Genomic DNA, 20,772 nt, shown 5'->3' on the forward strand with positions numbered 1-20,772 from the left:
CAACAGGCTAGAGTCGGAAGGCGATGAAGAGTCTCAGGCACGCCGCCCAGTTCATTGTCCCCGCGCTCCTCGCGCTGGGAGCCGCCGCCGGATTCCTGGTGCTCGCCGTCGCGCGACGCGTGGTCACCCCGATGCGCAAGGTGCCAGACACGGAGATCCTCGCGATCGACACCGGTGCGCAGACCATCGAGCTCGGTCGCACTCTCGACACCGAGCTGCCCGGGCGCTACGGGCTCTTCACCACCGGGACCTACGGCTACGTGAAGCTGGGGGCCGTGCTGAGCGCGGACAGCACGACGGTGCGTCGCAAGCTGCTCACCAAGATCGAGCCGGGCGCCAGCGTCGACCGCGGCGCCTCCTTCAGCGGTTCCTACTACACCTCTCCCAGCGAGCTGCACCTGCGGTGGGAGAACGTGCTGATCGGCTCGCCCGCCGGGCCGTGCCCCGCCTGGTTCTTCCCGGCGTCGTCGTCCACCTGGGTGATCCAGGTGCACGGCCGCGGCACGACCAGGTCGGAGTGCCTCCGCGCGGTGCCCGTGCTGCACGCCGCCGGGCTGCCGAACCTCGTGGTGTCGTACCGCAACGACGGCGAGGCACCGCGCACGCGGGCCGGCGCTTACGCCCTCGGGGCGTCCGAGTGGCGCGACGTCGACGCCGCCATCGCCTACGCGCTGCGCCACGGCGCCGAGCGTGTCGTGCTGATGGGCTGGTCCATGGGCGGCGCGGTGTCGCTGCAGGCCTCCGTGAGCTCGGGCAACCGGCACCGGATCGCCGGTGTCATCCTCGAGTCCCCAGTGGTCGACTGGCGCACGGTGCTGCGCTTCCAGGCGAAGCTCAACCGCGTCCGGCCCCCGCTGCCCGACCTGGCGATGAGCGCCCTGCAACTGCCGCTCACGGCGCGGTTGAGCGGCGCCGACGAGCCGATCCTGTTCGACCGGCTCGACATGGTCGCGCGCGCCGACGAGCTCGCCGCACCGATCCTGATCCTGCACAGCGACGACGACGGCTTCGTGCCCGTCGACGCGTCACGGGCGTTGCAGGAGGCGCGACCCGATCTGGTCACGATGCCGCGGTTCACCGTCGCCCGCCACACGAAGCTGTGGAACTACGATGAGCGGGGCTGGAGCACCGCGATCACGTCGTGGCTGGCGGACCAGGGTCTCAGCGCTTCTGCCTGACCTGGTTCTTGGCGCGCATGAGCATTCCCGTCATCCCGCCGATGCGCAGCGGCGACACCGCCCTCGTGAGCCCGATCGACTGCGGGTAGTCCTCGGGGATCGCCAGCACCTGGTCGGACGTGAGGCCCGTGATGCCCTGCACGAGGATGCTCGCGAAGCCGCGCGTGCTCGGCGCCTCCTCCGGTGCGGTCGCGTGCATCGTCACGATGTCGTCGTTCACCTCGACGTAGATGTACACGGGCGACTGGCACTCGGCGACGCGCTCGCACATCTCGGGGTGGTTCGCGACCTCCTCCGAGACGGGAGGCAGCTCGTCGGCGAACTCGAGGAGGAGCAGGAGACGGTCGGCCTCGGGAGTCTCCAGGAACCCGTCGCGGATCTCGGCGAGGGTGTCGGGCAGGTCGGTGGCGCTCATCCCCGCCATTGTCCCACGGTCAGACCGTGCCGGGCTCGGCTCCGGTGACGATCGGAACGCGCACCGCGCTGCCCCACTCGGTCCAGGAACCGTCGTAGTTGCGCACGTTCTCGAAGCCGAGGAGGTGCTTCAGCACGAACCAGGTGTGGCTCGACCGCTCTCCGATCCGGCAGTAGGCCACCACGTCGTCGCCGTCCTTCAGCCCGGCGCCGTCGCGGTAGATCGCCTCGAGCTCTGCGCGGCTCTTGAAGCCGCCGTCCTCCGCGACCGCCTTGGCCCACGGCACGCTCTGCGCGGTCGGGATGTGACCGGCGCGCAGCGTGCCCTCCTCCGGGTAGGCCGGGGCGGTGGTCCGCTCGCCGCTGTACTCCTCGGGGGAGCGGACGTCGATGAGCGGGTTGCCGAGGTGGGCGAGAACGTCCTCCTTGTAGGCGCGGATCACGGAGTCGTCGCGCTCCACCACCGGGTACTCGGTGGTCGGGCGCTCGGTGACCTCGCGGGTCAGCTCGCGCCCCTCCGCGATCCAGCGGTCACGGCCTCCGTCGAGCAGTCGCACGTCCTCGTGCCCGAAGAGCGAGAACACCCACAGCGCGTACGCCGCCCACCAGTTGTTCTTGTCGCCGTAGATCACGACCGTGTCGTCGCGGGCGATGCCCTTGCGGCTCAGCAGCGCCGCGAAGCCCTCGCCGTCGACGTAGTCCCTGACCACGGGGTCGTTCAGCTCCGTGTGCCAGTCGACCTTCACGGCACCGGGGATGTGGCCGGTCTCGTAGAGCAGCACATCCTCGTCCGACTCCACCACGACGAGCCCGGGAGCGCCGAGCCGCTCCGCCAGCCACTGCGTCGTCACGAGCCGTCCGGGCTCGGCATACTCGGCGAACTTGGAGGAGGAGTCGAACTCGATGGCCATGGGGTCTCCGTAGCGGGTGAGCGGGCGAGCGGTCGGGTAAGACGGCGTAGTGTTGATCCGTCTCTTTCGACGATAGATGCTCCCCGTGCCCCCGGCACCGGATCCGTAAGACTTCGACACAGGCCGCCGCCTGATTCAGGACCGTGATGACCGACCCGACCACCCGCACCGGCACCGTGCACCTCACCGACCGCACGCCCACCGTCACCGGGCCCGAGATGCTCGCGAGCCTGGTGCCGCCGCCCCAGTTCGACGAGGCCACGTTCGACAGCTACCGCGCCGACCCCGCGTATCCCTCGCAGGAGGAGGCGAAGCAGACGCTGCTGCGCTTCTCGGGCCGCGGCGCCCCGGTCAAGCGCGGGGGACTGTTCAGCAGGGCGAAGAAGGAGCCGGAGCTCAAGCCGGGCGTCTACCTCGACGGTGGCTTCGGTGTCGGCAAGACGCACCTGCTCGCGTCGATCTACCACGCGATGCCCGCCCGCCGGAAGTACTTCGGGTCGTTCATCGAGTACACGGCGCTCGTCGGGGCCCTCGGCTACAAGAACACGGTCGACCTGCTCAAGGGCGCCGATCTGCTGTGCATCGACGAGTTCGAGCTCGACGACCCGGGCGACACCATGGTCATGACGCGGCTGCTGGGCGAGCTGGTGCCCACCGGGACCAAGCTCGCCGCGACGTCGAACACGCCGCCGAACGCGCTGGGCGAGGGGCGCTTCGCCGCGCAGGACTTCCTGCGCGAGATCCACGCGATGTCCGACAGCTTCCAGACGCTGCGCATCGACGGTGTGGACTTCCGTCAGCGGGCGATCGACGGCCACGCGGTCGTCCGGGATGATGCGGCCTACGCGGCAGCGATCGACGGGGCCGAGGGGCCCGCGTCCGACGACGCGTTCGACGATCTGATCCGGCACCTCGCCCAGGTGCACCCCTCGCGGTACATCCGCCTCATCGACGGCCTCGCGCTGGTGGGCCTCCGCGGCGTGCGCCAGCTGACGGATCAGTCCGAGGCGCTGCGCTTCGTGGCGTTCGTCGACCGGGTGTACGACGCGCAGCTCCCCATCGTCGCGACCGGCCTGGGTCTGGACGCGGTGTTCTCCGACGAGATGCTCGCCGGCGGATATCGCAAGAAGTACCTGCGCGCCATCTCCCGCCTCAACGCCCTCACGCATTCTGCGTAAGCCCGAAGGGCCGCGTAACGCGATGTTCACACCGGAGCGCACGCTGTAACAGCGGGGAAACAAACCTCACGCATGGGCGAAACCGTGCGTGGTCACACTGAAGCTCTCAATTACTTCGGATGTGAGGTTTTCCTTATGGATGCTCCCGGCAACATCTCGTGGGCGATCACCGCGACGGCGCTCGTTCTGCTCATGACGCCCGGCGTCGCCTTCTTCTACGGCGGTCTCGTCAAGGCGAAGAGCGTCGTCAGCATGATGATGATGAGCTTCGGCTCCATCGGACTCGTCGCCGTGCTGTGGATTCTCTTCGGCTTCTCGATGAGCGCCGTCGACAGCCCGACCGCGTTCGCGGGCAACCCGTTCGCCGACTTCGGCCTGTCCAACCTGGCATCGGGCGAGGGATCGAACGTCGCGCTCCTGGGCGTCGCCTACGGTGCCACGTTCGCGATCATCACGGTCGCGCTGATCTCCGGCGCCATCGCCGACCGCGCCAAGTTCGGCAGCTGGCTGATCTTCGCGGGCGTGTTCGCCACGGTCGGCTACTTCCCGGTGGCGGCCTGGGTCTGGGGTGGCGGTTGGATCATGAACCTCGGCACGACGCTGTTCGGGGAGGACAGCGGCATCGGCGTCATCGACTACGCCGGTGGGACCGCGGTGCACATCAACGCGGGTGCGGCGGCTCTCGCCCTGGCGCTCGTGCTCGGCAAGCGCATCGGCTTCCAGAAGGGCATCCTCAAGCCGCACAACGTGCCGCTGACGCTGCTGGGCGCCGCGCTGCTGTGGTTCGGCTGGTTCGGATTCAACGCCGGCGCCGAGTGGCTCGCGGAGGACATGGGCGGCGTCGGGCTCATCGGCCTGAACACGCTCGGTGCGACGGCGGCGGCGATCCTCGGCTGGATCCTGATCGAGCGCATCAAGGACGGCAAGGCGACCTCGGTCGGCGCCGCCTCGGGTGCCGTGGCGGGTCTGGTCGCGATCACCCCGGCCTGCGCCAACCTCACGCCCGGCTGGTCGCTGCTGCTGGGCGCGGTCGCCGGTGTGGTGTGCGCCCTGGCCGTCGAGCTGAAGTTCCGCCTGGGCTTCGACGACTCGCTCGACGTCGTGGGCATCCACCTCGTCGGCGGCCTCATCGGCACCGTGTACCTCGGCTTCTTCGCCACCGCCACCGGCCTGTTCGTGGGCGGCGACGCCCGTCAGCTCGCGGTCCAGGTGATCGCCGCGCTCGGCGTGCTGATCTACTCCTTCGTGGTGGCCTTCGTGATCGGCTTCGCGATCCAGAAGACGATCGGCTTCCGTATCACGAGCGAGGACGAGATCGCCGGCGTCGACCAGGTTGTCCACGGCGAGGAGGGCTACGCGCTCGCGGACGCTTGATCGCGGTTAGGGTGACCGTGTGGGCAAGACCAACGGCATCCTGACGACACTCGCGGAGATCCTGCTCAAGGCGGTGAACTCCGGTCGGGCGTCTCGGACCACCTCCGGTCCGAGGCGCCCGACCGCGCGTCTGCGCACACCTGAGGAGCAGGCCGCCCGCCACGGCTCACCGCGACAGGCGGACACGCTCGATGCCGGGCGGACCGCCGGGACCGAGACGATCAGGATCGACCCCGCGCGGATCCGCGCGCTCCGCGTCGCCTACGCCCCGGCACGGGACGGGGCCCCCGACGCCGGCGAGGTCGTGTGGACGTGGGTGCCGTACGAGGAGGGGGACGGGCGGGGGAAGGACCGGCCGGTGCTCGTGATCGGGCGGCAGTCCGACGACCGTGTGTACGCCGTGCGGATGACCAGCCGTCCGCATGACGGCGACCGCGACTACCTCTCGATCGGCTCCGGCGCCTGGGACGCCCAGGGTCGCGAGTCGTGGGTGGACATCGAGCAGTTGTACAGCGTGCACGAGCGCGGGTTGCGGAGGGAGGCGGCTGCGCTCGACCGCCAGCGCTACGCCAGGGTCGCCTCGGCCCTGGCCGCCCGCTACGGGTGGGCGCGGGCCTGACGCGCGCACCGATCCGCGACATCCAATCCGATCGGGTGATGGCTGCGAACCCTTGGTGAGTCGCGCACAGCGGCGCCACACAAGGAGGAATCATGCGTTTCATCCCCACCAAGGTCCACGGAATCCTCGACTACGTCGTCGGGATCGCCCTGATCGCCGCACCCTGGCTGTTCGGCTTCGCGAGTGTCGGCGGTGCCGCCGTCGTCATCCCGATCGTCCTCGGCGTCGGGCTCATCGTCTACAGCCTGTTCACGAAGTACGAATGGGGTCCGTTCGGGCTCATCCCGATGCCCGTGCACCTGGTGTTCGACATCGTCGCGAGCCTGTTCCTGGCGCTCTCGCCGTGGCTGTTCGGTTTCGCCGACCAGCCCCTGAACGTCTGGCTTCCGCACGTGGTCGTGGGCGCGGCCGTGATCGTGGTCGTGCTGTTCTCGCAGCCGCAGCCGCAGACCACCCGGGGGCGCGCGGCGACCGCGTGACATCCCCGCGGAACGGCGGCGGGTGGTCAGCCAGACAGCGGCCGCCCGCCGTCTCCGTGCGCGCGGGACGCCGGTCAGCTCGCCGGCCGGTACCTGGTGACGACGGCGCCCGAGCGCAGCTCCCGGCGCTCCACGAGCTCGAGGCGCAACTGCTCCGTGAGCCCGCCGAGCAGCGGCGGTCCGTGTCCGGCGACGACCGGGTGCACCACGAACTCGTACTCGTCGATGAGTCCGTGCTGAGCCAGGGTCACGGGGAGGGTCACGCCGCCGACCGACAGTCGGGCGTGCTCCGTCTTGAGCCGTGCGACCTGTTCGGCGAGGTCACCGCGGAGGAGTTCGGCGTTCCAGTCGACGGCGTCGAGGCCGCTCGAGACCACGTACTTGCGCGCCCGGTCGATGGCCCTGGCGAACGGCACCTCCCACGGCCGCATCCACTCCGGCCACGTGCCGGAGGCGGGGCGGCGCCACGCGGACTCCATGAGTTCGTACGTCACCCGGCCGAACAGCATGGCGTCCGTCTCGCGCACCTGCGCGGTCCAGTAGCGCATCGACTCCTCGTCGGGCGGGAGGCCGGCCTCGTGGTGGCACGAGCCGTCGAGCGTCACGTTGATCGAGTAGCGCAGCGTCCCCATGGCTCCTCCGTCTCCGGTCAGGCGTCTTCGGCGTCGTCGTCCGCGGCGTGCTCGGCGACCTGCTCGGTGTCGACCTGCGCGGGCGGCAGATCCTGCAGGAACTCCCGGTCGGTGTTCGGGTCGCCGCTGCCGTCGCCCGCGAGGGGGTCCTGAGCGCTCAGGTCGTCGGCGGGGGTGTTCTCTCGTCCGGTCATGTCGGCTCCTCTCGTGCACGGGTCGCCGGTCGCGTCCCGCTGTCGGCATGCTCTCGCGATCGCCGCCCGGCGACCAGGCCCTGGTGCGGGAGCCGAGGCGGTGGTACGGGATCAGGCGCGGAGTGCCGTGCTCAGCCAGCGTGCGTAGAGCAGCCACGGCTCGCCCGCGTCGCGCAGCCCGGCGATGTGTGCGCGCACGCGAGGGGTGAGCGTGAACCACTCTCCGCCCTCGCGTTCCGCGGCGAACTCGCGGTGGCGCTGCTGCTCGAGGGCACGCCCGCCCTGCTCGAAGGCCAGCAGCTCGTGGTGCCGGATGCTCGCCAGGCGCTGCCGTGGCCGGCGGCTGGTGCCGATCTTGACCCGCTCGTCGAAGCGGAGGTAGTAGACGACGTCGATGCGGGGGAACGGGAGGTCGGGGTCAGGCGCATCACCGTAGCGCCATCCGCAGGCCGCGCAATGCAGGGCCCCGTCGATGCGGACTCCCGTGGGGTGACCGCAGAGGCCGCACGGGGAGGGGAGGGGACCGGGGGTGGGCACAGCGGCATCCTAAGGAGGGTGGCCGACACGCGGTCCACGGTCGCCCTCGCGCGCACCGACCGAGAACGAACGCTCCTGCCATCACCGAGCGTTCATGTCAAGCACGGCGCCCGGCGCGGCCGGAGTTGCCACACTCGCGATATGGCCTTCATCGGATTCCACGCGTCACACGAGCAGATCCCCCCGAGCGCGCTTCTCGACGCCGTCGTCGCCGCGGAAGCCGCAGGGTTCGACGGCGCGATGTGCTCCGACCATCTCGCGCCGTGGCTGCCGGAGCAGGGCGAGTCGGGATTCGCGGCGAGCTGGATCGCGGCGGCGCTGGCACGCACGAGCTTCTCGATCGGGATGGTGAACGCGCCGGGACAGCGGTATCACCCGGTGGTGATGGCGCAGGCGTTCGCGACGCTGGAGGAGATGTTCCCCTGGCGGTTCTGGGCGGCGCTGGGCAGCGGGGAGGCGATGAACGAGCATGTCACGGGCGACCCGTGGCCGAGCAAGGAGGTCCGCAACCGCCGGCTGCGGGAGAGCGTCGACGTGATCCGCCGGCTGCTGGACGGCGAGGAGGTCACGCACGACGGGCTCGTGCGCGTGCATCGGGCGCGGGTGTGGAGCCGTCCCACGCAGCCGCCGCCCCTGCTCGCAACCGCGGTGAGCGCGGAGACGGCGCGATGGGCGGCATCGTGGGCTCAGGGCCTGGCGACCGTGGCGCAGGAGCCCGCGGCGCTCGCCCGCGTGGTGGACGCGTACCGGTCGGGGGGCGGCGAGGGGCCGTGCGTCCTGCAGGTGCACGTCAGCTGGGCCGACACCGACGCCGAGGCGCTCGACCTCGCCCGCACGCAGTGGCGACAGGGGGTGCTCACGCCGCCGCTCGCGTGGAACATCGAGCAGCCGGAGGACTTCGACGCCGCGGTGGGCGCGGTCGACGAGAAGGCGCTGCGGTCGGCGGTACTGGTCGAGCACGATCCCGTGGCGCTCGCGGAACGGGTCGCCGCGCTCGCCCGGATCGGCTTCGACCGCGTGTACCTCCACCACGTCGGACAGGAGCAGTCCGGCTTTCTGGCCGCCGCGGCCGATGCGGCGCTGCCCCGGATGAAGGAGCTGCTGTGAAGATCACCGACACGAGCGACCTCTGGTGGAAGACCGCCGTCGTCTACTGCCTCGACGTGGAGACGTTCCTCGACACGAGCGGCGACGGGGTGGGCGACCTCCGGGGCCTCGCGCAGCGCATCGACTACCTCGCGCAGTTGGGGGTGACGTGCCTGTGGCTCATGCCGTTCTATCCCACCCCCGACCGCGATGACGGCTACGACGTGAGCGACTTCTACGGCGTCGATCCGCGCCTGGGCTCGCACGGCGATCTCGTGGAGGTGATCCGCACGGCGCGCGACCGCGGCATGCGCGTGATCGTCGACCTGGTCATCAACCACACCTCCGATCGGCATCCGTGGTTCCGCGCCGCGATCCGCAGTGTGGACTCGCCGTACCGCGACTACTTCGTGTGGCGAGACGACGCACCGCCGAAGGGCCAGAAGAACGCGGTGTTTCCCGGACAGGCCGACGGGATCTGGACGAAGGACGAGAAGTCGGGGCAGTGGTACCAGCACAGCTTCTACGAGCATCAGCCGGATCTGAACGTGGCCAATCCCCGCGTGCGCGACGAGATCGCGAAGGTGATCGGCTTCTGGTTGCAGCTCGGCATCTCCGGGTTCCGGGTCGACGCGGTGCCCTTCTTCCTGGAGATCCCGGCCGGAGCCGACATCCCCGACCCGCACGAACTCCTGCGGGATATGCGCCGCTTCCTCCAGCGGCGTTCGAGCGAGGCGATCCTCCTCGGCGAGGTGAACCTGCCCTACGACCAGCAGGTCGAGTACTTCGGCGGCACGGACGGCGACGAGCTCACGATGCAGTTCGACTTCGTGGCGATGCAGGCGCTGTACCTGTCGTTGGCGCGGCGCGATCCGGCGCCGCTCGTCGAGGCGCTCTCCTCGCGGCCGGCGTTGGGTCCCGAGGTGCAGTGGGCGAACTTCCTGCGCAACCACGACGAGCTCACGCTCGACAAGCTCAGCGACGCCGAGCGCCAGGAGGTGTTCGAGGCGTTCGCCCCGGACGAGCGGCAGCGGGTGTTCGGGCGTGGCATCACCCGCCGTCTGCCCCCGATGCTCGAGGGCGATCCCCGCCGGATCCGCATGGCGTACAGCCTGCTGTTCACGCTCCCCGGGACCCCCGTGCTGTTCTACGGGGAGGAGATCGGGATGGGGGAGAACATCGACATCGCCGGGCGGGAGTCCGTGCGCACCCCCATGCAGTGGTCGGCGGACCGGAACGGCGGGTTCTCGGACGCCGCCCCGTCCCGACTGGTGTCGAAGCCACCCGCAGACGGCTACGCGCCCGAGCACGTGAACGTCGCCGCGCAGCTGGAGGATCGCGGTTCGCTGCTGCACTTCCTCCGCGAGCTCACGTCGCGGTACCGGGTGTCACCGGAGCTGGGCTGGGGCGAGTTCGCGGTGATCGAGCAGCCGGTGGACGCGCTCCTCGTGCACTCGCTGCGGGCCGACGTCGGCCGGATGATCGCGGTGCATAACTTCGCCGAGCGTCCAGCCACGACGCGGTTCCGCCTCGCGGATGAACCCGCGGGGACGGCGCTGGTCGACCTGTTGGAGGCGCAGCGCATCACGCTCGACGACGATGGAGCCGTGGAGCTCGAGGTGCCGGCTTACGGCTACCGCTGGCTGCGCGTATCGCGACCGGGAGACGGACGAATCCTCTGACGGGCAGTGAGCCTGCGAAGGAGAATGTGGTGGGCGATACCGGACTCGAACCGATGACCTCTTCCGTGTGAAGGAAGCGCGCTACCAACTGCGCCAATCGCCCATACCCGCGGGGTACGTCAACCGATACTACCGGACGCTCGGAGCCTCCGATGACCACTCCGCGAGACACGCGCGAGATTCGGTCCGGGTTTGGCAGGCGGGGATTCATCGGCTAATGTTTCATGAGTGCCCGGGACAACCGGGAACGAAATGCGGATGTAGCGCAGTTGGTAGCGCACAACCTTGCCAAGGTTGGGGTCGCGAGTTCGAGTCTCGTCATCCGCTCGAGTGCAGTAGGTCTTCTCGAAGATCGGCAGCACGTGGGGTCAATCCACACGGTGGCGTGGCCGAGCGGCTAGGCACCGGCCTGCAAAGCCGTTTACACGGGTTCGAATCCCGTCGCCACCTCACCTGAAACTGAATAGCCCCAACGGGCGCGATTGGCGCAGCGGTAGCGCGCTTCCCTGACACGGAAGAGGTCACTGGTTCGATCCCAGTATCGCGCACCACCAAAAACCCCCGGGATCCCGGGGGTTTTTCGCGTTTCAGGGAAGCGCTCGACCGTCTGGTCAACCGCGGCGGAACGCCGTGCGTACGAGGGAGACCGTCATCACGACGGCGACGACCCAGGGCCCTGCCACGATGATCGGGTCGAGCCAGGTGTGCCGGACGTCGACCCGTCCCCGCCCGAACCGCGAGGTGAGCGGACGGTGCCGCGGCTCCGCGAGGATCCCGGTCTGCGTGATCGGGTTGTCGGGCCGCGGCGTTGCCAGGGATCGCACGTGCGCCCCGACGGCCTCGATGCGGTCGCCGATCACGAGCAGCAGCCAGCGCGTGTTCTTCGTCTCGCTGAAGTGGTCGTAGGCGAAGCGACGCACACTTCCGGAGATGCCGTGCAGCGGTTGCGCCGTACCGAACACCGGAGGCACCATCGCGTGCTCGATGGAGTGTTCCCGTCCCTCCCTGCCGGGCTGCGGATCCGGGCGCGTCCAGTGCGCACCCGTGTCGCCGTAATCCTCGAGCTGCTGCCACGTGCGGCGGTGCTCGGGGGGAAGGTCGGTGCCCCAGCCCGGGATGCGGTCGCGGAGCTCGTCCGCTGTCGGTGCCAGCGTCGGCTTGTGCGCTTCGTACGGCATGGCTCAGTCCTCTCCGATCGTGATGACGGGTTTGATGCAGTCGTCCAGCTTGCTGGAGAACAAGTGGTAGGCCTCGGCGATGTGCTCGAGCGGGAAGCGGTGCGTCAGGAGCTCGCTCGGCCGCACGTGACCAGCCTGGATGTGCTCGAGCAACCGCGGCCACTGCCGCAGGACCGGTGCCTGGTTGCCGCGGATCGTGAGGCCCTTGTTCATCGCGTCGCCGAGGCGCACAGCGGACACCAGCGGACCGTACGCGCCGATCAGCGACACCGTGCCGCCCTTGCGCACGGAGTCGATCGCCCAGTTCACGGCGACGGGGGAGCCGCCCTGCAGCTTGAGCTTGGCCGCCGTCACGTGCTGGAGGAGGTTGCCGTCCGCCTCCGCACCCACGGCGTCGATCGCCACGTCGGCACCCAGGTATCCGGTCGCCTTCTTCATGGCGAGCACGGGGTCGCCGACCTCGCCGATGTGCATCGTCTCGGCGAACGCGAAGTCCCTGGCCTTGTCGAGCCGGTAATCCAGGTGGTCGAGGACGATCACCCGGCCTGCGCCGAGGAACCAGGCCGAGCGGGCGGCGGCCAGACCCACGGGTCCGGCACCGAAGACCGCGACGGTGTCGCCCTCCGCGATGTCGCCGAGCTGCGCGCCGAAGTACCCGGTGGAGAACGCGTCGGTGAGCAGTAGCGCGTCCTCCGACGAGAGCCAGTCCGGCACGACGGAGGGTCCCACGTCGGCGAAGGGCACGCGCACGAACTCCGCCTGCCCGCCGTCATAGCCACCCGTCGTGTGGGATTAGCCGTAGATGCCGCCCACGGCCGTGGCATTGGGGTTCACGTTGTGGCAGTTCGAGAAGAGGCCGCGGGTGCAGAAGTAGCAGGAGCCGCACGCGATGTTGAACGGCACCATCACCCGGTCTCCGACCGAGAGGCTCTGCACTGAGGATCCGACCTCGTGCACGACGCCCACGATCTCGTGGCCGAACGTGTGCCCGATGCGGGTGTCCGGCATCATGCCGTGGTAAAGGTGCAGATCCGACCCGCAGATCGCGGCGTGCGTGACACGCACGATCGCGTCGTTCGGGTGCTCGATCCGCGGTTCCGGTTTCTCAGCGACCTGGACCTTGTACGGTCCGCGGTACGTCATGGCGCGCATAGCTGTTCCTCTCGTTCGACGATCGGTGGGGTGCAGGCGGCCGGACGAGCGTCGTGCCGTGATGTCACCGGAGTGACGAGCATGGGGACCTCCGAGCTGCGGTGAGGTGCCGACGCTAGGTCGGCGGTTCTCACCGACGCAGACCGTTGACGATCGTGCGAGCGAGGAGTAGCTTCACGCCCCCGCGCGCTTGACCTCGTCGTACGCCGCGAGTGCGGCCTTGCGGGTCTCGGCCAGGTCGACGATCGGCGCGGTCGGGGCATCGGGGGCCCACCGCGCGACGTACTCTCCGTCCCCGTCGAACTTCTTCGCCTGCAGCTCCGGGTTGAACACACGGAAGTACGGGGCCGCGTCCGCCCCGGACCCCGCGACCCACTGCCAGTTGAAGGCGTTGTTGGCGCCGTCTGCATCGACCAGCGTGTCCCAGAACCACTCCTCGCCGAGCCGCCAGTCGATCAGCAGGTTCTTGATAAGGAAGGACGCGGTCACCATCCGCACCCGGTTGTGCATGTACCCGGTGTGCCACAGCTCGCGCATCCCCGCGTCGACGAGGGGGATCCCGGTCTCGCCGTGCTGCCAGGCATCCAGCTGCCGCGGGTCGAGTCCCGGCCAGGGGAACGCATCGAACTCGGGCCGGAGGTTCTTCGTGGCCAGATCGGGGAAGTGGTAGAGCGTGTGCCAGGCGAACTCGCGCCAGCCGAGCTCGGACAGGAACCGTGCAGAGCCCTCGACCCGGGTCGCCTCGGCCCACACGGTGAACGGGCTCAGCTCGCCCCAGCGCAGCCGGGGGGAGAGCAGGGAGGTCGCACCGGCGGCCGGCGCGTCTCTGGCCGCGTCGTACGCCGGGAGATCGTGGTCGAGGAAGTGTCGCAGCCGCCGTCGTGCTGCCGGCTCGCCCGGCTCCCAGGTGTCGCGGAGACCGCCCGCCCAATCCGGTGTCGTGGGCAGCAGCTCCCAATCACCCGGGGCATCGGAGCGCGGCGGTCGCGCCACCCCGTCGAGTTCGCGCGGCTCCGGCAGGGGAGCACGGGGCGCGGGCAGTGCGCGGCAGGCGCGCCAGAACGGGGTGAAGACGGAGTAGTGCGTGCCGCTGCCCGTGGTGACGGTCCACGGCTCGTGCAGCAGGGAGCCCGCGAACGACTCCACCGTCAGGCCCTGATCGCGCAGCGAGCTCTTCAGCGCCGCGTCGATCTCCCGCTCCGGTCGCCCGTATCGACGGTTCCAGTAGACGGCGCCCGCCCCGCTCTCCGCGACGACCTCGCGCACCACGCGCTCGGCCGGGCCGCGCCGCAACACGAGCCGGGCGCCCTTCTCGCGCAGCCGCTCGTCGAGGGAGACCAGCGAGTGATGCAGCCACCACTTCGCCGCACCTCCGAGCGGGCGGATCCCCGGCGACTCCTCGTCGAGCACGAACAGCGCGATCACGGGCGCGTCCCGATCCATCGCGGCACGCAGCGCCGGGTGGTCGGCGAGGCGGAGGTCGTCGCGGAACCAGACGATCGAGGGGGAGGTCATCGCGTTGCCCACAGAGCCCAGGCGATCAGGGCCGGTTGCAGGAAGAGACGGCCGAACCGACGCGCGTCCGTGTCGAGCCCCGGAGTGGAGCGTCCGGTGCGCCACTGATGCCAGTTGCCGGGGAAGACCGCGGCGAAGAACCCCGCCGTCGCCCAGCCGATCCGGCGGCGCTCCCGCGGCAGCGCGATCAGCCCCGCGGCGAGCGCGACCTCGACGGCGCCCGACGCGATCACGATGGCATCCTTGTCCATCCGCGTCGCCTCGGTCGCCCAGTCGGGCACCACCACCCGGAAGCCGCGCGTCTGCGTGAAGTGCAGCACGCCGACGGCGCCGAGGGCGAGAGCGAGGATCCAGCGGGCGATCGTCCGGGTCATGGGGCCACGCTACCGTCCGGTCCGGCGGTTGCGGCGCCCCGTCGTTCGCGAAGCCGTCCTCGTGTGTCCTGACACACTGAGGTGGTGACCGTCTTCCGCATCGTCGTGCTGTTCGTCCTCGCCGCCGTCGCCGAGATCGGCGGTGCCTGGCTCATCTGGCAGGCCGTCAAGGAGGACCGCGGTTGGCTCTTCGCGGTCCTGGGGGTCATGGCGCTGGGGGCGTACGGCTTCGTCGCGGCGCTCCAGCCCGACGCGAACTTCGGCAGGGTGCTCGCCGCGTACGGCGGGATCTTCATCGCCGGATCCCTCGCCTGGGGCATCATCGTCGACGGTTTCCGTCCCACGGTCTGGGACTGGGTCGGGTCGGCGGTCGCGCTCGTGGGCGCGGCGATCATCATCCTCGCCCCGGCGGCCGCGTCCTCCTCGGCCGAGCCGGTGGCCTGACGGTCGGCGGCCCCCGGCCATACGAGTAGCCTAGATCCAGACCCAGATGGAGTGATCAGTGCCTGAAAACGCCCAGCCGACCGACGGCTTCGCCCTGTTCTCTGACCGAAACGTCGTCGCGATGCGCGTCAACGGCGAGCTCAAGGACCTCGCCACGACCCTGACCGGCACCGAGCAGGTCGAGCCGGTCACGATCGACAGCCCCGACGGCCTGAACATCCTGCGCCACTCGGCCGCGCACGTGCTCGCGCAGGCCGTGCAGCGCATCAACCCGCAGGCGAACCTCGGCATCGGCCCGCCCATCACCGACGGGTTCTACTACGACTTCGGCGTCGACACCCCGTTCACGCCGGAGGACATCAAGGCCATCACGAAGGAGATGCAGCGCATCGTCCGCGAGGGCCAGCGCTTCGTGCGTCGTGTCGTGACCGATGACGAGGCGCGCGCGGAGCTCGCCGACGAGCCGTTCAAGCTCGAGCTGATCGGGCTCAAGGGCGGCAAGGAGGCGGCCGAGGGCGCGTCGGTCGAGGTGGGCGAGGGCGAGCTCACGATCTACGACAACACGACCCGCGACGGCGAGGTCGTCTGGAAGGACCTCTGCCGCGGGCCGCATCTGCCCAACACGCGCATGATCGGCAACGGCTGGGACCTCACGCGCATCGCCGCCGCGTACTGGCGCGGCAGCGAGAAGAACCCGCAGCTGCAGCGCATCTACGGCACCGCCTGGCCCACGAAGGACGAGCTGCGCGCGTACCAGCACCGGCTGGAGGAGGCCGCCAAGCGCGACCACCGGCGACTCGGCAAGGAGCTCGACCTGTTCTCCTTCCCCGAGGAGATCGGGTCGGGCCTGAGCGTCTGGCATCCGCGCGGCGGCGTGGTGCGCGGCGAGATGGAGCAGCACGCGCGCAAGCGGCACATCGAGGGCGGCTACACCTACGTGTACACGCCGCACATCTCCAAGGAAGACCTCTTCCTCACCTCGAACCACCTCGTCACCTACAAGGACGGCATGTTCCCGCCCATCGTCATGGACGAGGAGCGCGACGAGAACGGCGAGATCACCAAGCAGGGCCAGGACTACTACCTGAAGCCCATGAACTGCCCGATGCACATCCTCATCTACAAGGAGCGCGCGCGCAGCTATCGCGACCTCCCGCTGCGGTTCGCGGAGAACGGCACGGTCTACCGCAACGAACTCTCCGGGGCCCTGCACGGCCTCACGCGGGTGCGCGGCTTCACGCAGGACGACTCGCACCTGTTCGTCACACCCGACCAGCTGGAGGAGGAGGTCGGCAAGGTCCTCGAGTTCATCCTCTCGATGCTCCGCGACTTCGGCCTCACCGACTTCGAGCTCGAGCTGTCGATGAAGGACGACGAGAAGTCGAAGTGGATCGGCTCGGACGAGTTCTGGGAGTCGTCCACCGACGCCCTGCGCCGCGTGGCCGTGGCCTCCGGTCTCAAGCTCACCGAGGTGCCGGGCGAGGCGGCGTTCTACGGGCCCAAGATCGACCTGAAGACGCGCGATGCGATCGGCCGTACGTGGCAGCTGTCCACGGTGCAGGTCGACCCCAACCTGCCCGAGCGCTTCGACCTCGAGTTCATGGACAAGGACGGCCAGAAGAAGCGTCCGATCATGATCCACCGGGCGCTGTTCGGCTCGATCGAGCGGTTCTTCGCGATCCTCCTCGAGCACTATGCGGGCGACTTCCCGGTGTGGCTGTCGCCGGTACAGGTCGTGGGGATCCCGGTCGCGGACGACTTCGCCGACTATCTGGGTGAGGTGATCGACACGCTCCGCTCCCGCGGTGTGCGTGCCGAGCTCGACACCTCCGACGACCGCATGCAGAAGAAGATCCGCACGCACACGACCGGCAAGGTCCCGCTGCTGCTGATCGCCGGGGAGCAGGACCGAGCCGCCGGCACCGTCTCCTTCCGCTACCGCGACGGCTCGCAGGAGAACGGCGTGCCGATCGCGCAGGCGGTCGACCGCATCCGCGCTGCCATCGACAGCCACGCCCTGGTGCAGACGGCCGGGGACCTGGCATGACCGAGGGGGAGCAGTCGCTGGAGGATGCAGGTCGCCTCGCCGGCGTGCCCGACGAGTTCCAGCGGCTGTGGACCCCCCACCGGATGGCCTACATCCAGGCGGGACCGGAGCCCCTGCGCGAGGAGTGCCCGTTCTGCGAGGCGCCGAAGTACCCCGACGCCGAGCGGCTCATCGTGGCACGGGGCACGACCGCGTACGTGCTGCTGAACCTGTTCCCGTACAACTCGGGGCACCTGCTGGTGTGCCCGTACCGTCACATCGCGACGTACGACCAGGCGAGTCCGGAAGAGGTGGCCGAGATCGGCGCGCTCACCCAGACGGCCATGCGGGTGCTGCGCGAGGTCTCCGGATGCGACGGCTTCAACCTGGGCATGAACCAGGGGGCGGTGGCGGGAGCCGGCGTGGACGCGCATCTGCACCAGCACGTGGTGCCGCGGTGGCGCTCCGACGCGAACTTCTTCCCGATCATCGCGAAGACGAAGGCGCTCCCGCAGCTCCTCGGCGAAGTGCGGGAGGCCGTCGCCCACGCGTGGCCGGAGTGACCGTCAGCGCACCTGCCGTGCGGTGAACTGCATGCGCGGGTGCGCGTAGAACTCCTGCGCCTCGATGAGCTGCAGCTCGCGCTCACCCGAGTCGAGCGTCGCCTGCAGCAGGTCGTACACGCTGGAGGCGGTGCGCTCGAGCGCGGTCTTGGCGCTGCCGGTCTCGACGTAGTGCGCCGTGAACAGGGCGGCGGTCACGTCACCGGAGCCGTTCGCCTTCATGGGGAGGTGCGGCGTCTGGACGAGCCAGGCACCGTCGCCGTCGACCGCGAGCATCTCGATGGTCCCCTCCTCGCGGTCGGGCCGCTCGACGCTCGTCACGAGCACCGTGCGGGGGCCCATGGCGCGGGCGAGGTCGACCGAGGCGAGCGTGGACTCGAGCGTGTCGGGTTCGGTCTCGGTGAGGAACCCGAGCTCGAACTGGTTGGGGGTGATGATGTCCGCCACCGGGACGACGCGCTCGCGCAGCAGGATCGGGATCGCGGGGGCGACGAAGCAGCCCGACTTCGCGTTGCCCATGACCGGGTCGCACGCGTAGACCGCGTCGGGGTTGGCGGCCTTGACGCGCGCGACCGCATCGATGATCACGTCACCGATGCCCTCGCCTCCCTGGTAGCCGCTCAGGACGGCGTCGATCTGCCCGAACACTCCGCGGTCCTCGATGCCGGTGATGACCTCGCGCACGTCGGCGGGGTCGATCAGCGGTCCGCGCCAGGCGCCGTAGCCGGTGTGGTTGGAGAAGTTCACGGTGTAGACGGGCAGCACCTCGACGCCGATGCGCTGCAGCGGGAACACCGCGGCGGAGTTGCCCACGTGCCCGAATGCCACGGCGGACTGGATGGAGAGGATCTTCATGAACGAGCGCTTTCGGTCAGGGCGGGCCGGTGCCCGCGACGGGTGGTCATCGCGCGGCCGCGACGAGGTCGGCGACGAGCGTGTCGGCTTCCGCGTCGGTGAGGTCGTGGACGGTGAGACGGAGGTGGTGGGACGGATCGGCGCGGTCGTCGAGGGAGAACTCGTCACCCGTGCGGGCGAGCCACCCCCGCCGCATCAGGTGCTCGGCGACCTCGCGCGCGGGCCGGGGGAGTCGCACCCAGAGGCTCAGCCCGTCTGGCGCGGCGACGTCGATGCCGTGCGCGCGCAGGCGTGCCGCGAACGCGGCGTTGCGCTCCGCGTAGTGCGCACCGGCGGTCGCGACGGTCGTCATCGCATCCTCGTCGGTCAGCTGTGCCAGGGCGAGGCGCTGCAGCAGGTGGCTCACCCACGTGGTGCCGGGGCTGAGTCGCATCGCGAGACGTTCTGCGGTGTCGGGGTCGGTCGCCGCGATCGCGAGGCACATGTCGGGTCCGAGGAACTTCGACACCGAGCGCACGAGGGCGAAGCGCCGATGGTCCTCGCTGATCAAGGACTCGTACGGGCGCTGCGACAGCAGCGAGAAGTGGTCGTCCTCGATGATCAGGACGTACGGGTGATCGGCGAGGACACCGCGCAGCTCGGCGGCGCGCTGGGCCGTGAGACCCACGCCGGTGGGGTTCTGCGCCCGCGGTGTGCAGATCACGGCCCGCACGCCGGCGTCGAGAGCTGCCCGCAGTCCGTCGACCGTCATTCCCTGGTCGTCGACGGGGACCGGGACGGCCCGATAGCCGCCGAGCCGCACCGTGTGGATGCTGGCGAGGAAGCACGGATCCTCGAGCGCCACGGCGTCGTCGCGCATGAGCGCTTGGGCGAGCAGCCGCTCCACCGCATCGACCGCTCCGCTCGTCACAGTGATCCGGAAGTCCGCGTCCGGGAGGTCGGCCGCCATCCACCGGCGCGCCCACTCCTCCAGCCCCGGGTCGATCACGGGTTCGCCGTAGAGCACGGGACGGCTCGCGATCGTCATCAGCGCGGCCGACGGGTCGGGGATGCGCGCGGGGTCGGGGTTGCCGGTGCCGATGTCGCGGAGCACGGTGTCGGCCGCGTAGCCCTCCTGTGCCACGGCCTCGATCCCCGCGACCGTGGTGCCGGCGCGTCCGCGCGACAGGACGAGTCCCGCCTGGGCGAGCTGGCGGTACGCGGCGACGGCGGTGTTGCGGTTGACGCCGAGGGTGGCGGCGAGCTCGCGCACCGGCGGGAGGAGGGCTCCGGGCAGCAGGATCCCGCGGTCGCGCAGGGCGCGCACGCTGTCGGCGATCTCCGCCGCGGTGCTGCCTGTGATCCGGTCGCTCATGATCCTCCTCCGCGATTCTAAGTGGGATCGGACAGTGCTACGTTTGATCTAGATCAAACCCGATTACGGATCATCCGACAGGAGCTCCCCATGTCCGAGCAGAACACCACCGGATCGTCGCGCGTCAAGCGCGGTCTCGCCGAGATGCTCAAGGGCGGCGTCATCATGGACGTCGTGACCGCCGAGCAGGCGAAGATCGCCGAGGACGCGGGCGCCGTCGCCGTCATGGCGCTCGAGCGCGTGCCGGCCGACATCCGCGCGCAGGGCGGCGTCTCGCGCATGAGCGACCCGGACATGATCGACAGCATCATCGATGCCGTGTCGATCCCGGTGATGGCGAAGGCGCGCATCGGTCACTTCGTCGAGGCGCAGGTGCTGCAGGAGCTCGGTGTCGACTACATCGACGAGTCCGAGGTGCTCTCGCCGGCCGACTACGTGAACCACATCGACAAGTTCGGCTTCACGGTGCCCTTCGTGTGCGGCGCCACGAACCTCGGCGAAGCGCTGCGACGCATCAACGAGGGGGCGGCGATGATCCGCTCGAAGGGCGAGGCCGGAACGGGCGACGTGTCCGAGGCGATGAAGCACATCCGCAAGATCCGCGGGGAGATCGCTGCGCTCACGGCTCTCCCGAAGGATGAGCTGTTCGTCGCCGCGAAGGAGCTGCAGGCGCCGTACGAGCTGGTCGCCGAGATCGCCGAGACGGGCACGCTCCCCGTCGTGCTGTTCGTGGCCGGCGGCGTCGCGACCCCCGCGGACGCCGCGATGATGATGCAGCTCGGGGCGGACGGCGTGTTCGTCGGCTCCGGCATCTTCAAGTCGGGCAACCCCGCCGAGCGCGCGAAGGCGATCGTGAAGGCCACGACGTTCTTCGACGACCCGAAGGTGATCGCCGAGGTGTCCCGCGGGCTCGGCGAGGCGATGGTCGGCATCAACGTCAGCGACCTGCCGGCGCCGCACCGGCTCGCCGAGCGTGGCTGGTAGCCCGCGGGTCGGCGTGCTCGCGCTGCAGGGCGATGTGCGCGAG

The 20,772-nt window shown here is 69.9% G+C and carries 21 protein-coding genes, 4 tRNA genes and 1 pseudogene; 14 read left to right on the forward strand and 12 right to left on the reverse strand.

Annotated features, from left to right (window positions below):
- Positions 1–23: 23 nt before the first annotated feature.
- Positions 24–1,178: an alpha/beta fold hydrolase gene (locus ACWGQ1_RS05485; RefSeq protein WP_452312503.1), complete on the forward strand. Its 1,155-nt coding sequence runs from the start codon at positions 24–26 to the stop codon at positions 1,176–1,178.
- On the opposite strand, the gene ACWGQ1_RS05490 is transcribed toward ACWGQ1_RS05485, so the two are convergent.
- Both ACWGQ1_RS05490 and ACWGQ1_RS05495 read right to left on the reverse strand, forming a co-directional pair.
- Positions 1,162–1,593 carry a SufE family protein gene (locus ACWGQ1_RS05490; RefSeq protein ID WP_452312504.1) on the reverse strand — a complete coding sequence of 144 codons (432 nt, stop codon included), beginning with the start codon at positions 1,591–1,593 and terminating at the stop codon, positions 1,162–1,164. The two genes, ACWGQ1_RS05485 and ACWGQ1_RS05490, sit on opposite strands and share 17 nt — an antisense overlap.
- Before the next feature lie 19 nt (positions 1,594–1,612).
- On the reverse strand, positions 1,613–2,503 hold the full coding sequence (locus ACWGQ1_RS05495) for a rhodanese-like domain-containing protein (protein WP_452312505.1): 891 nt from the start codon (positions 2,501–2,503) through the stop codon (positions 1,613–1,615).
- Positions 2,504–2,649: 146 nt separating this feature from the next.
- On the opposite strand from ACWGQ1_RS05495, the gene zapE reads away from it, so the two are divergent.
- The 4 genes from zapE to ACWGQ1_RS05515 all read left to right on the forward strand — a co-directional run bounded on the left by zapE (position 2,650) and on the right by ACWGQ1_RS05515 (position 6,153).
- Complete coding sequence (gene zapE / locus ACWGQ1_RS05500) at positions 2,650–3,681, forward strand: cell division protein ZapE (protein WP_136045995.1); 1,032 nt, start codon at positions 2,650–2,652, stop codon at positions 3,679–3,681.
- 135 nt (positions 3,682–3,816) lie between these two features.
- A complete protein-coding gene (locus ACWGQ1_RS05505; RefSeq protein ID WP_452312506.1) occupies positions 3,817–5,055 on the forward strand; it encodes an ammonium transporter in 1,239 nt (412 codons plus the stop codon).
- 19 nt (positions 5,056–5,074) lie between these two features.
- The gene (locus ACWGQ1_RS05510) at positions 5,075–5,674 is read left to right on the forward strand and encodes a type II toxin-antitoxin system PemK/MazF family toxin (RefSeq protein ID WP_136033073.1); all 600 of its coding nucleotides are present in this window, start codon (positions 5,075–5,077) and stop codon (positions 5,672–5,674) included.
- Between the two features lie 92 nt (positions 5,675–5,766).
- Entirely contained in the window at positions 5,767–6,153 is a 387-nt protein-coding gene (locus tag ACWGQ1_RS05515) for an SPW repeat domain-containing protein (RefSeq protein ID WP_136033075.1), read from the forward strand.
- Positions 6,154–6,227: 74 nt separating this feature from the next.
- On the opposite strand, the gene ACWGQ1_RS05520 is transcribed toward ACWGQ1_RS05515, so the two are convergent.
- From ACWGQ1_RS05520 to ACWGQ1_RS05530, 3 genes are all read right to left on the reverse strand, one after another.
- The gene (locus tag ACWGQ1_RS05520) at positions 6,228–6,785 is read right to left on the reverse strand and encodes a dihydrofolate reductase family protein (RefSeq protein ID WP_452312507.1); all 558 of its coding nucleotides are present in this window, start codon (positions 6,783–6,785) and stop codon (positions 6,228–6,230) included.
- Positions 6,786–6,802: 17 nt separating this feature from the next.
- Complete coding sequence (locus ACWGQ1_RS05525; protein WP_452312508.1) at positions 6,803–6,979, reverse strand: hypothetical protein; 177 nt, start codon at positions 6,977–6,979, stop codon at positions 6,803–6,805.
- Between the two features lie 111 nt (positions 6,980–7,090).
- On the reverse strand, positions 7,091–7,516 hold the full coding sequence (locus ACWGQ1_RS05530; RefSeq protein WP_136033078.1) for a GIY-YIG nuclease family protein: 426 nt from the start codon (positions 7,514–7,516) through the stop codon (positions 7,091–7,093).
- 141 nt (positions 7,517–7,657) lie between these two features.
- Between ACWGQ1_RS05530 and ACWGQ1_RS05535 the strand changes: the two genes are divergently transcribed.
- Positions 7,658–8,623 (forward strand): TIGR03885 family FMN-dependent LLM class oxidoreductase, encoded by a 966-nt coding sequence (locus tag ACWGQ1_RS05535; protein WP_452312509.1) that lies wholly within the window; start codon positions 7,658–7,660, stop codon positions 8,621–8,623.
- Positions 8,620–10,284, forward strand: coding sequence for an alpha-amylase family glycosyl hydrolase (locus tag ACWGQ1_RS05540; RefSeq protein ID WP_452312510.1), 1,665 nt, complete (start codon positions 8,620–8,622; stop codon positions 10,282–10,284). The genes ACWGQ1_RS05535 and ACWGQ1_RS05540 overlap by 4 nt, the downstream gene beginning before the upstream one ends.
- 27 nt (positions 10,285–10,311) lie before the next feature.
- Here ACWGQ1_RS05540 and ACWGQ1_RS05545 read toward each other — a convergent pair.
- Positions 10,312–10,387 (reverse strand) — tRNA-Val (locus ACWGQ1_RS05545).
- Positions 10,388–10,538: 151 nt separating this feature from the next.
- Here ACWGQ1_RS05545 and ACWGQ1_RS05550 point away from each other — a divergent pair.
- The 3 genes from ACWGQ1_RS05550 to ACWGQ1_RS05560 all read left to right on the forward strand — a co-directional run bounded on the left by ACWGQ1_RS05550 (position 10,539) and on the right by ACWGQ1_RS05560 (position 10,835).
- Positions 10,539–10,611: transfer RNA gene (locus ACWGQ1_RS05550), tRNA-Gly, on the forward strand.
- Between the two features lie 52 nt (positions 10,612–10,663).
- Positions 10,664–10,734: transfer RNA gene (locus tag ACWGQ1_RS05555), tRNA-Cys, on the forward strand.
- A 26-nt stretch (positions 10,735–10,760) separates the two neighbouring features.
- Positions 10,761–10,835, forward strand: a tRNA-Val gene (locus tag ACWGQ1_RS05560).
- 60 nt (positions 10,836–10,895) lie between these two features.
- Here the strand turns inward: ACWGQ1_RS05560 and ACWGQ1_RS05565 are convergent.
- The 4 genes and pseudogenes from ACWGQ1_RS05565 to ACWGQ1_RS05580 form a co-directional block, all read right to left on the reverse strand.
- Positions 10,896–11,462: a hypothetical protein gene (locus ACWGQ1_RS05565; protein ID WP_452312511.1), complete on the reverse strand. Its 567-nt coding sequence runs from the start codon at positions 11,460–11,462 to the stop codon at positions 10,896–10,898.
- A gap of 3 nt (positions 11,463–11,465) precedes the next feature.
- Positions 11,466–12,614: pseudogene (locus tag ACWGQ1_RS05570) on the reverse strand (zinc-dependent alcohol dehydrogenase).
- 174 nt (positions 12,615–12,788) lie between these two features.
- Positions 12,789–14,129, reverse strand: coding sequence for an FAD-binding domain-containing protein (locus ACWGQ1_RS05575; RefSeq protein WP_452312512.1), 1,341 nt, complete (start codon positions 14,127–14,129; stop codon positions 12,789–12,791).
- The gene (locus tag ACWGQ1_RS05580) at positions 14,126–14,503 is read right to left on the reverse strand and encodes a DoxX family protein (protein WP_136033611.1); all 378 of its coding nucleotides are present in this window, start codon (positions 14,501–14,503) and stop codon (positions 14,126–14,128) included. Before ACWGQ1_RS05580 ends, ACWGQ1_RS05575 begins: the two co-directional genes overlap by 4 nt.
- 84 nt (positions 14,504–14,587) lie before the next feature.
- Between ACWGQ1_RS05580 and ACWGQ1_RS05585 the strand changes: the two genes are divergently transcribed.
- The 3 genes from ACWGQ1_RS05585 (at position 14,588) to ACWGQ1_RS05595 (ending at position 17,536) form a co-directional block, all read left to right on the forward strand.
- On the forward strand, positions 14,588–14,947 hold the full coding sequence (locus ACWGQ1_RS05585; RefSeq protein ID WP_136033613.1) for a YnfA family protein: 360 nt from the start codon (positions 14,588–14,590) through the stop codon (positions 14,945–14,947).
- A 121-nt stretch (positions 14,948–15,068) separates the two neighbouring features.
- A complete protein-coding gene (thrS, locus tag ACWGQ1_RS05590) occupies positions 15,069–16,994 on the forward strand; it encodes a threonine--tRNA ligase (protein WP_206253369.1) in 1,926 nt (641 codons plus the stop codon).
- Positions 16,991–17,536 carry an HIT family protein gene (locus ACWGQ1_RS05595; RefSeq protein ID WP_136033617.1) on the forward strand — a complete coding sequence of 182 codons (546 nt, stop codon included), beginning with the start codon at positions 16,991–16,993 and terminating at the stop codon, positions 17,534–17,536. Before thrS ends, ACWGQ1_RS05595 begins: the two co-directional genes overlap by 4 nt.
- A gap of 3 nt (positions 17,537–17,539) precedes the next feature.
- Here the strand turns inward: ACWGQ1_RS05595 and pdxY are convergent, their stop codons facing one another.
- Positions 17,540–18,391 (reverse strand): pyridoxal kinase PdxY, encoded by an 852-nt coding sequence (gene pdxY, locus ACWGQ1_RS05600; RefSeq protein ID WP_452312513.1) that lies wholly within the window; start codon positions 18,389–18,391, stop codon positions 17,540–17,542.
- A 46-nt stretch (positions 18,392–18,437) separates the two neighbouring features.
- On the reverse strand, positions 18,438–19,745 hold the full coding sequence (locus tag ACWGQ1_RS05605; RefSeq protein WP_168387311.1) for an aminotransferase class I/II-fold pyridoxal phosphate-dependent enzyme: 1,308 nt from the start codon (positions 19,743–19,745) through the stop codon (positions 18,438–18,440).
- 90 nt (positions 19,746–19,835) lie between these two features.
- Between ACWGQ1_RS05605 and pdxS the strand changes: the two genes are divergently transcribed.
- Positions 19,836–20,729: a pyridoxal 5'-phosphate synthase lyase subunit PdxS gene (gene pdxS / locus ACWGQ1_RS05610; RefSeq protein WP_136033624.1), complete on the forward strand. Its 894-nt coding sequence runs from the start codon at positions 19,836–19,838 to the stop codon at positions 20,727–20,729.
- The last annotated feature ends 43 nt before the right edge of the window (positions 20,730–20,772 follow it).

The sequence above is a fragment of the Microbacterium sp. NPDC055599 genome (genome assembly GCF_053618975.1).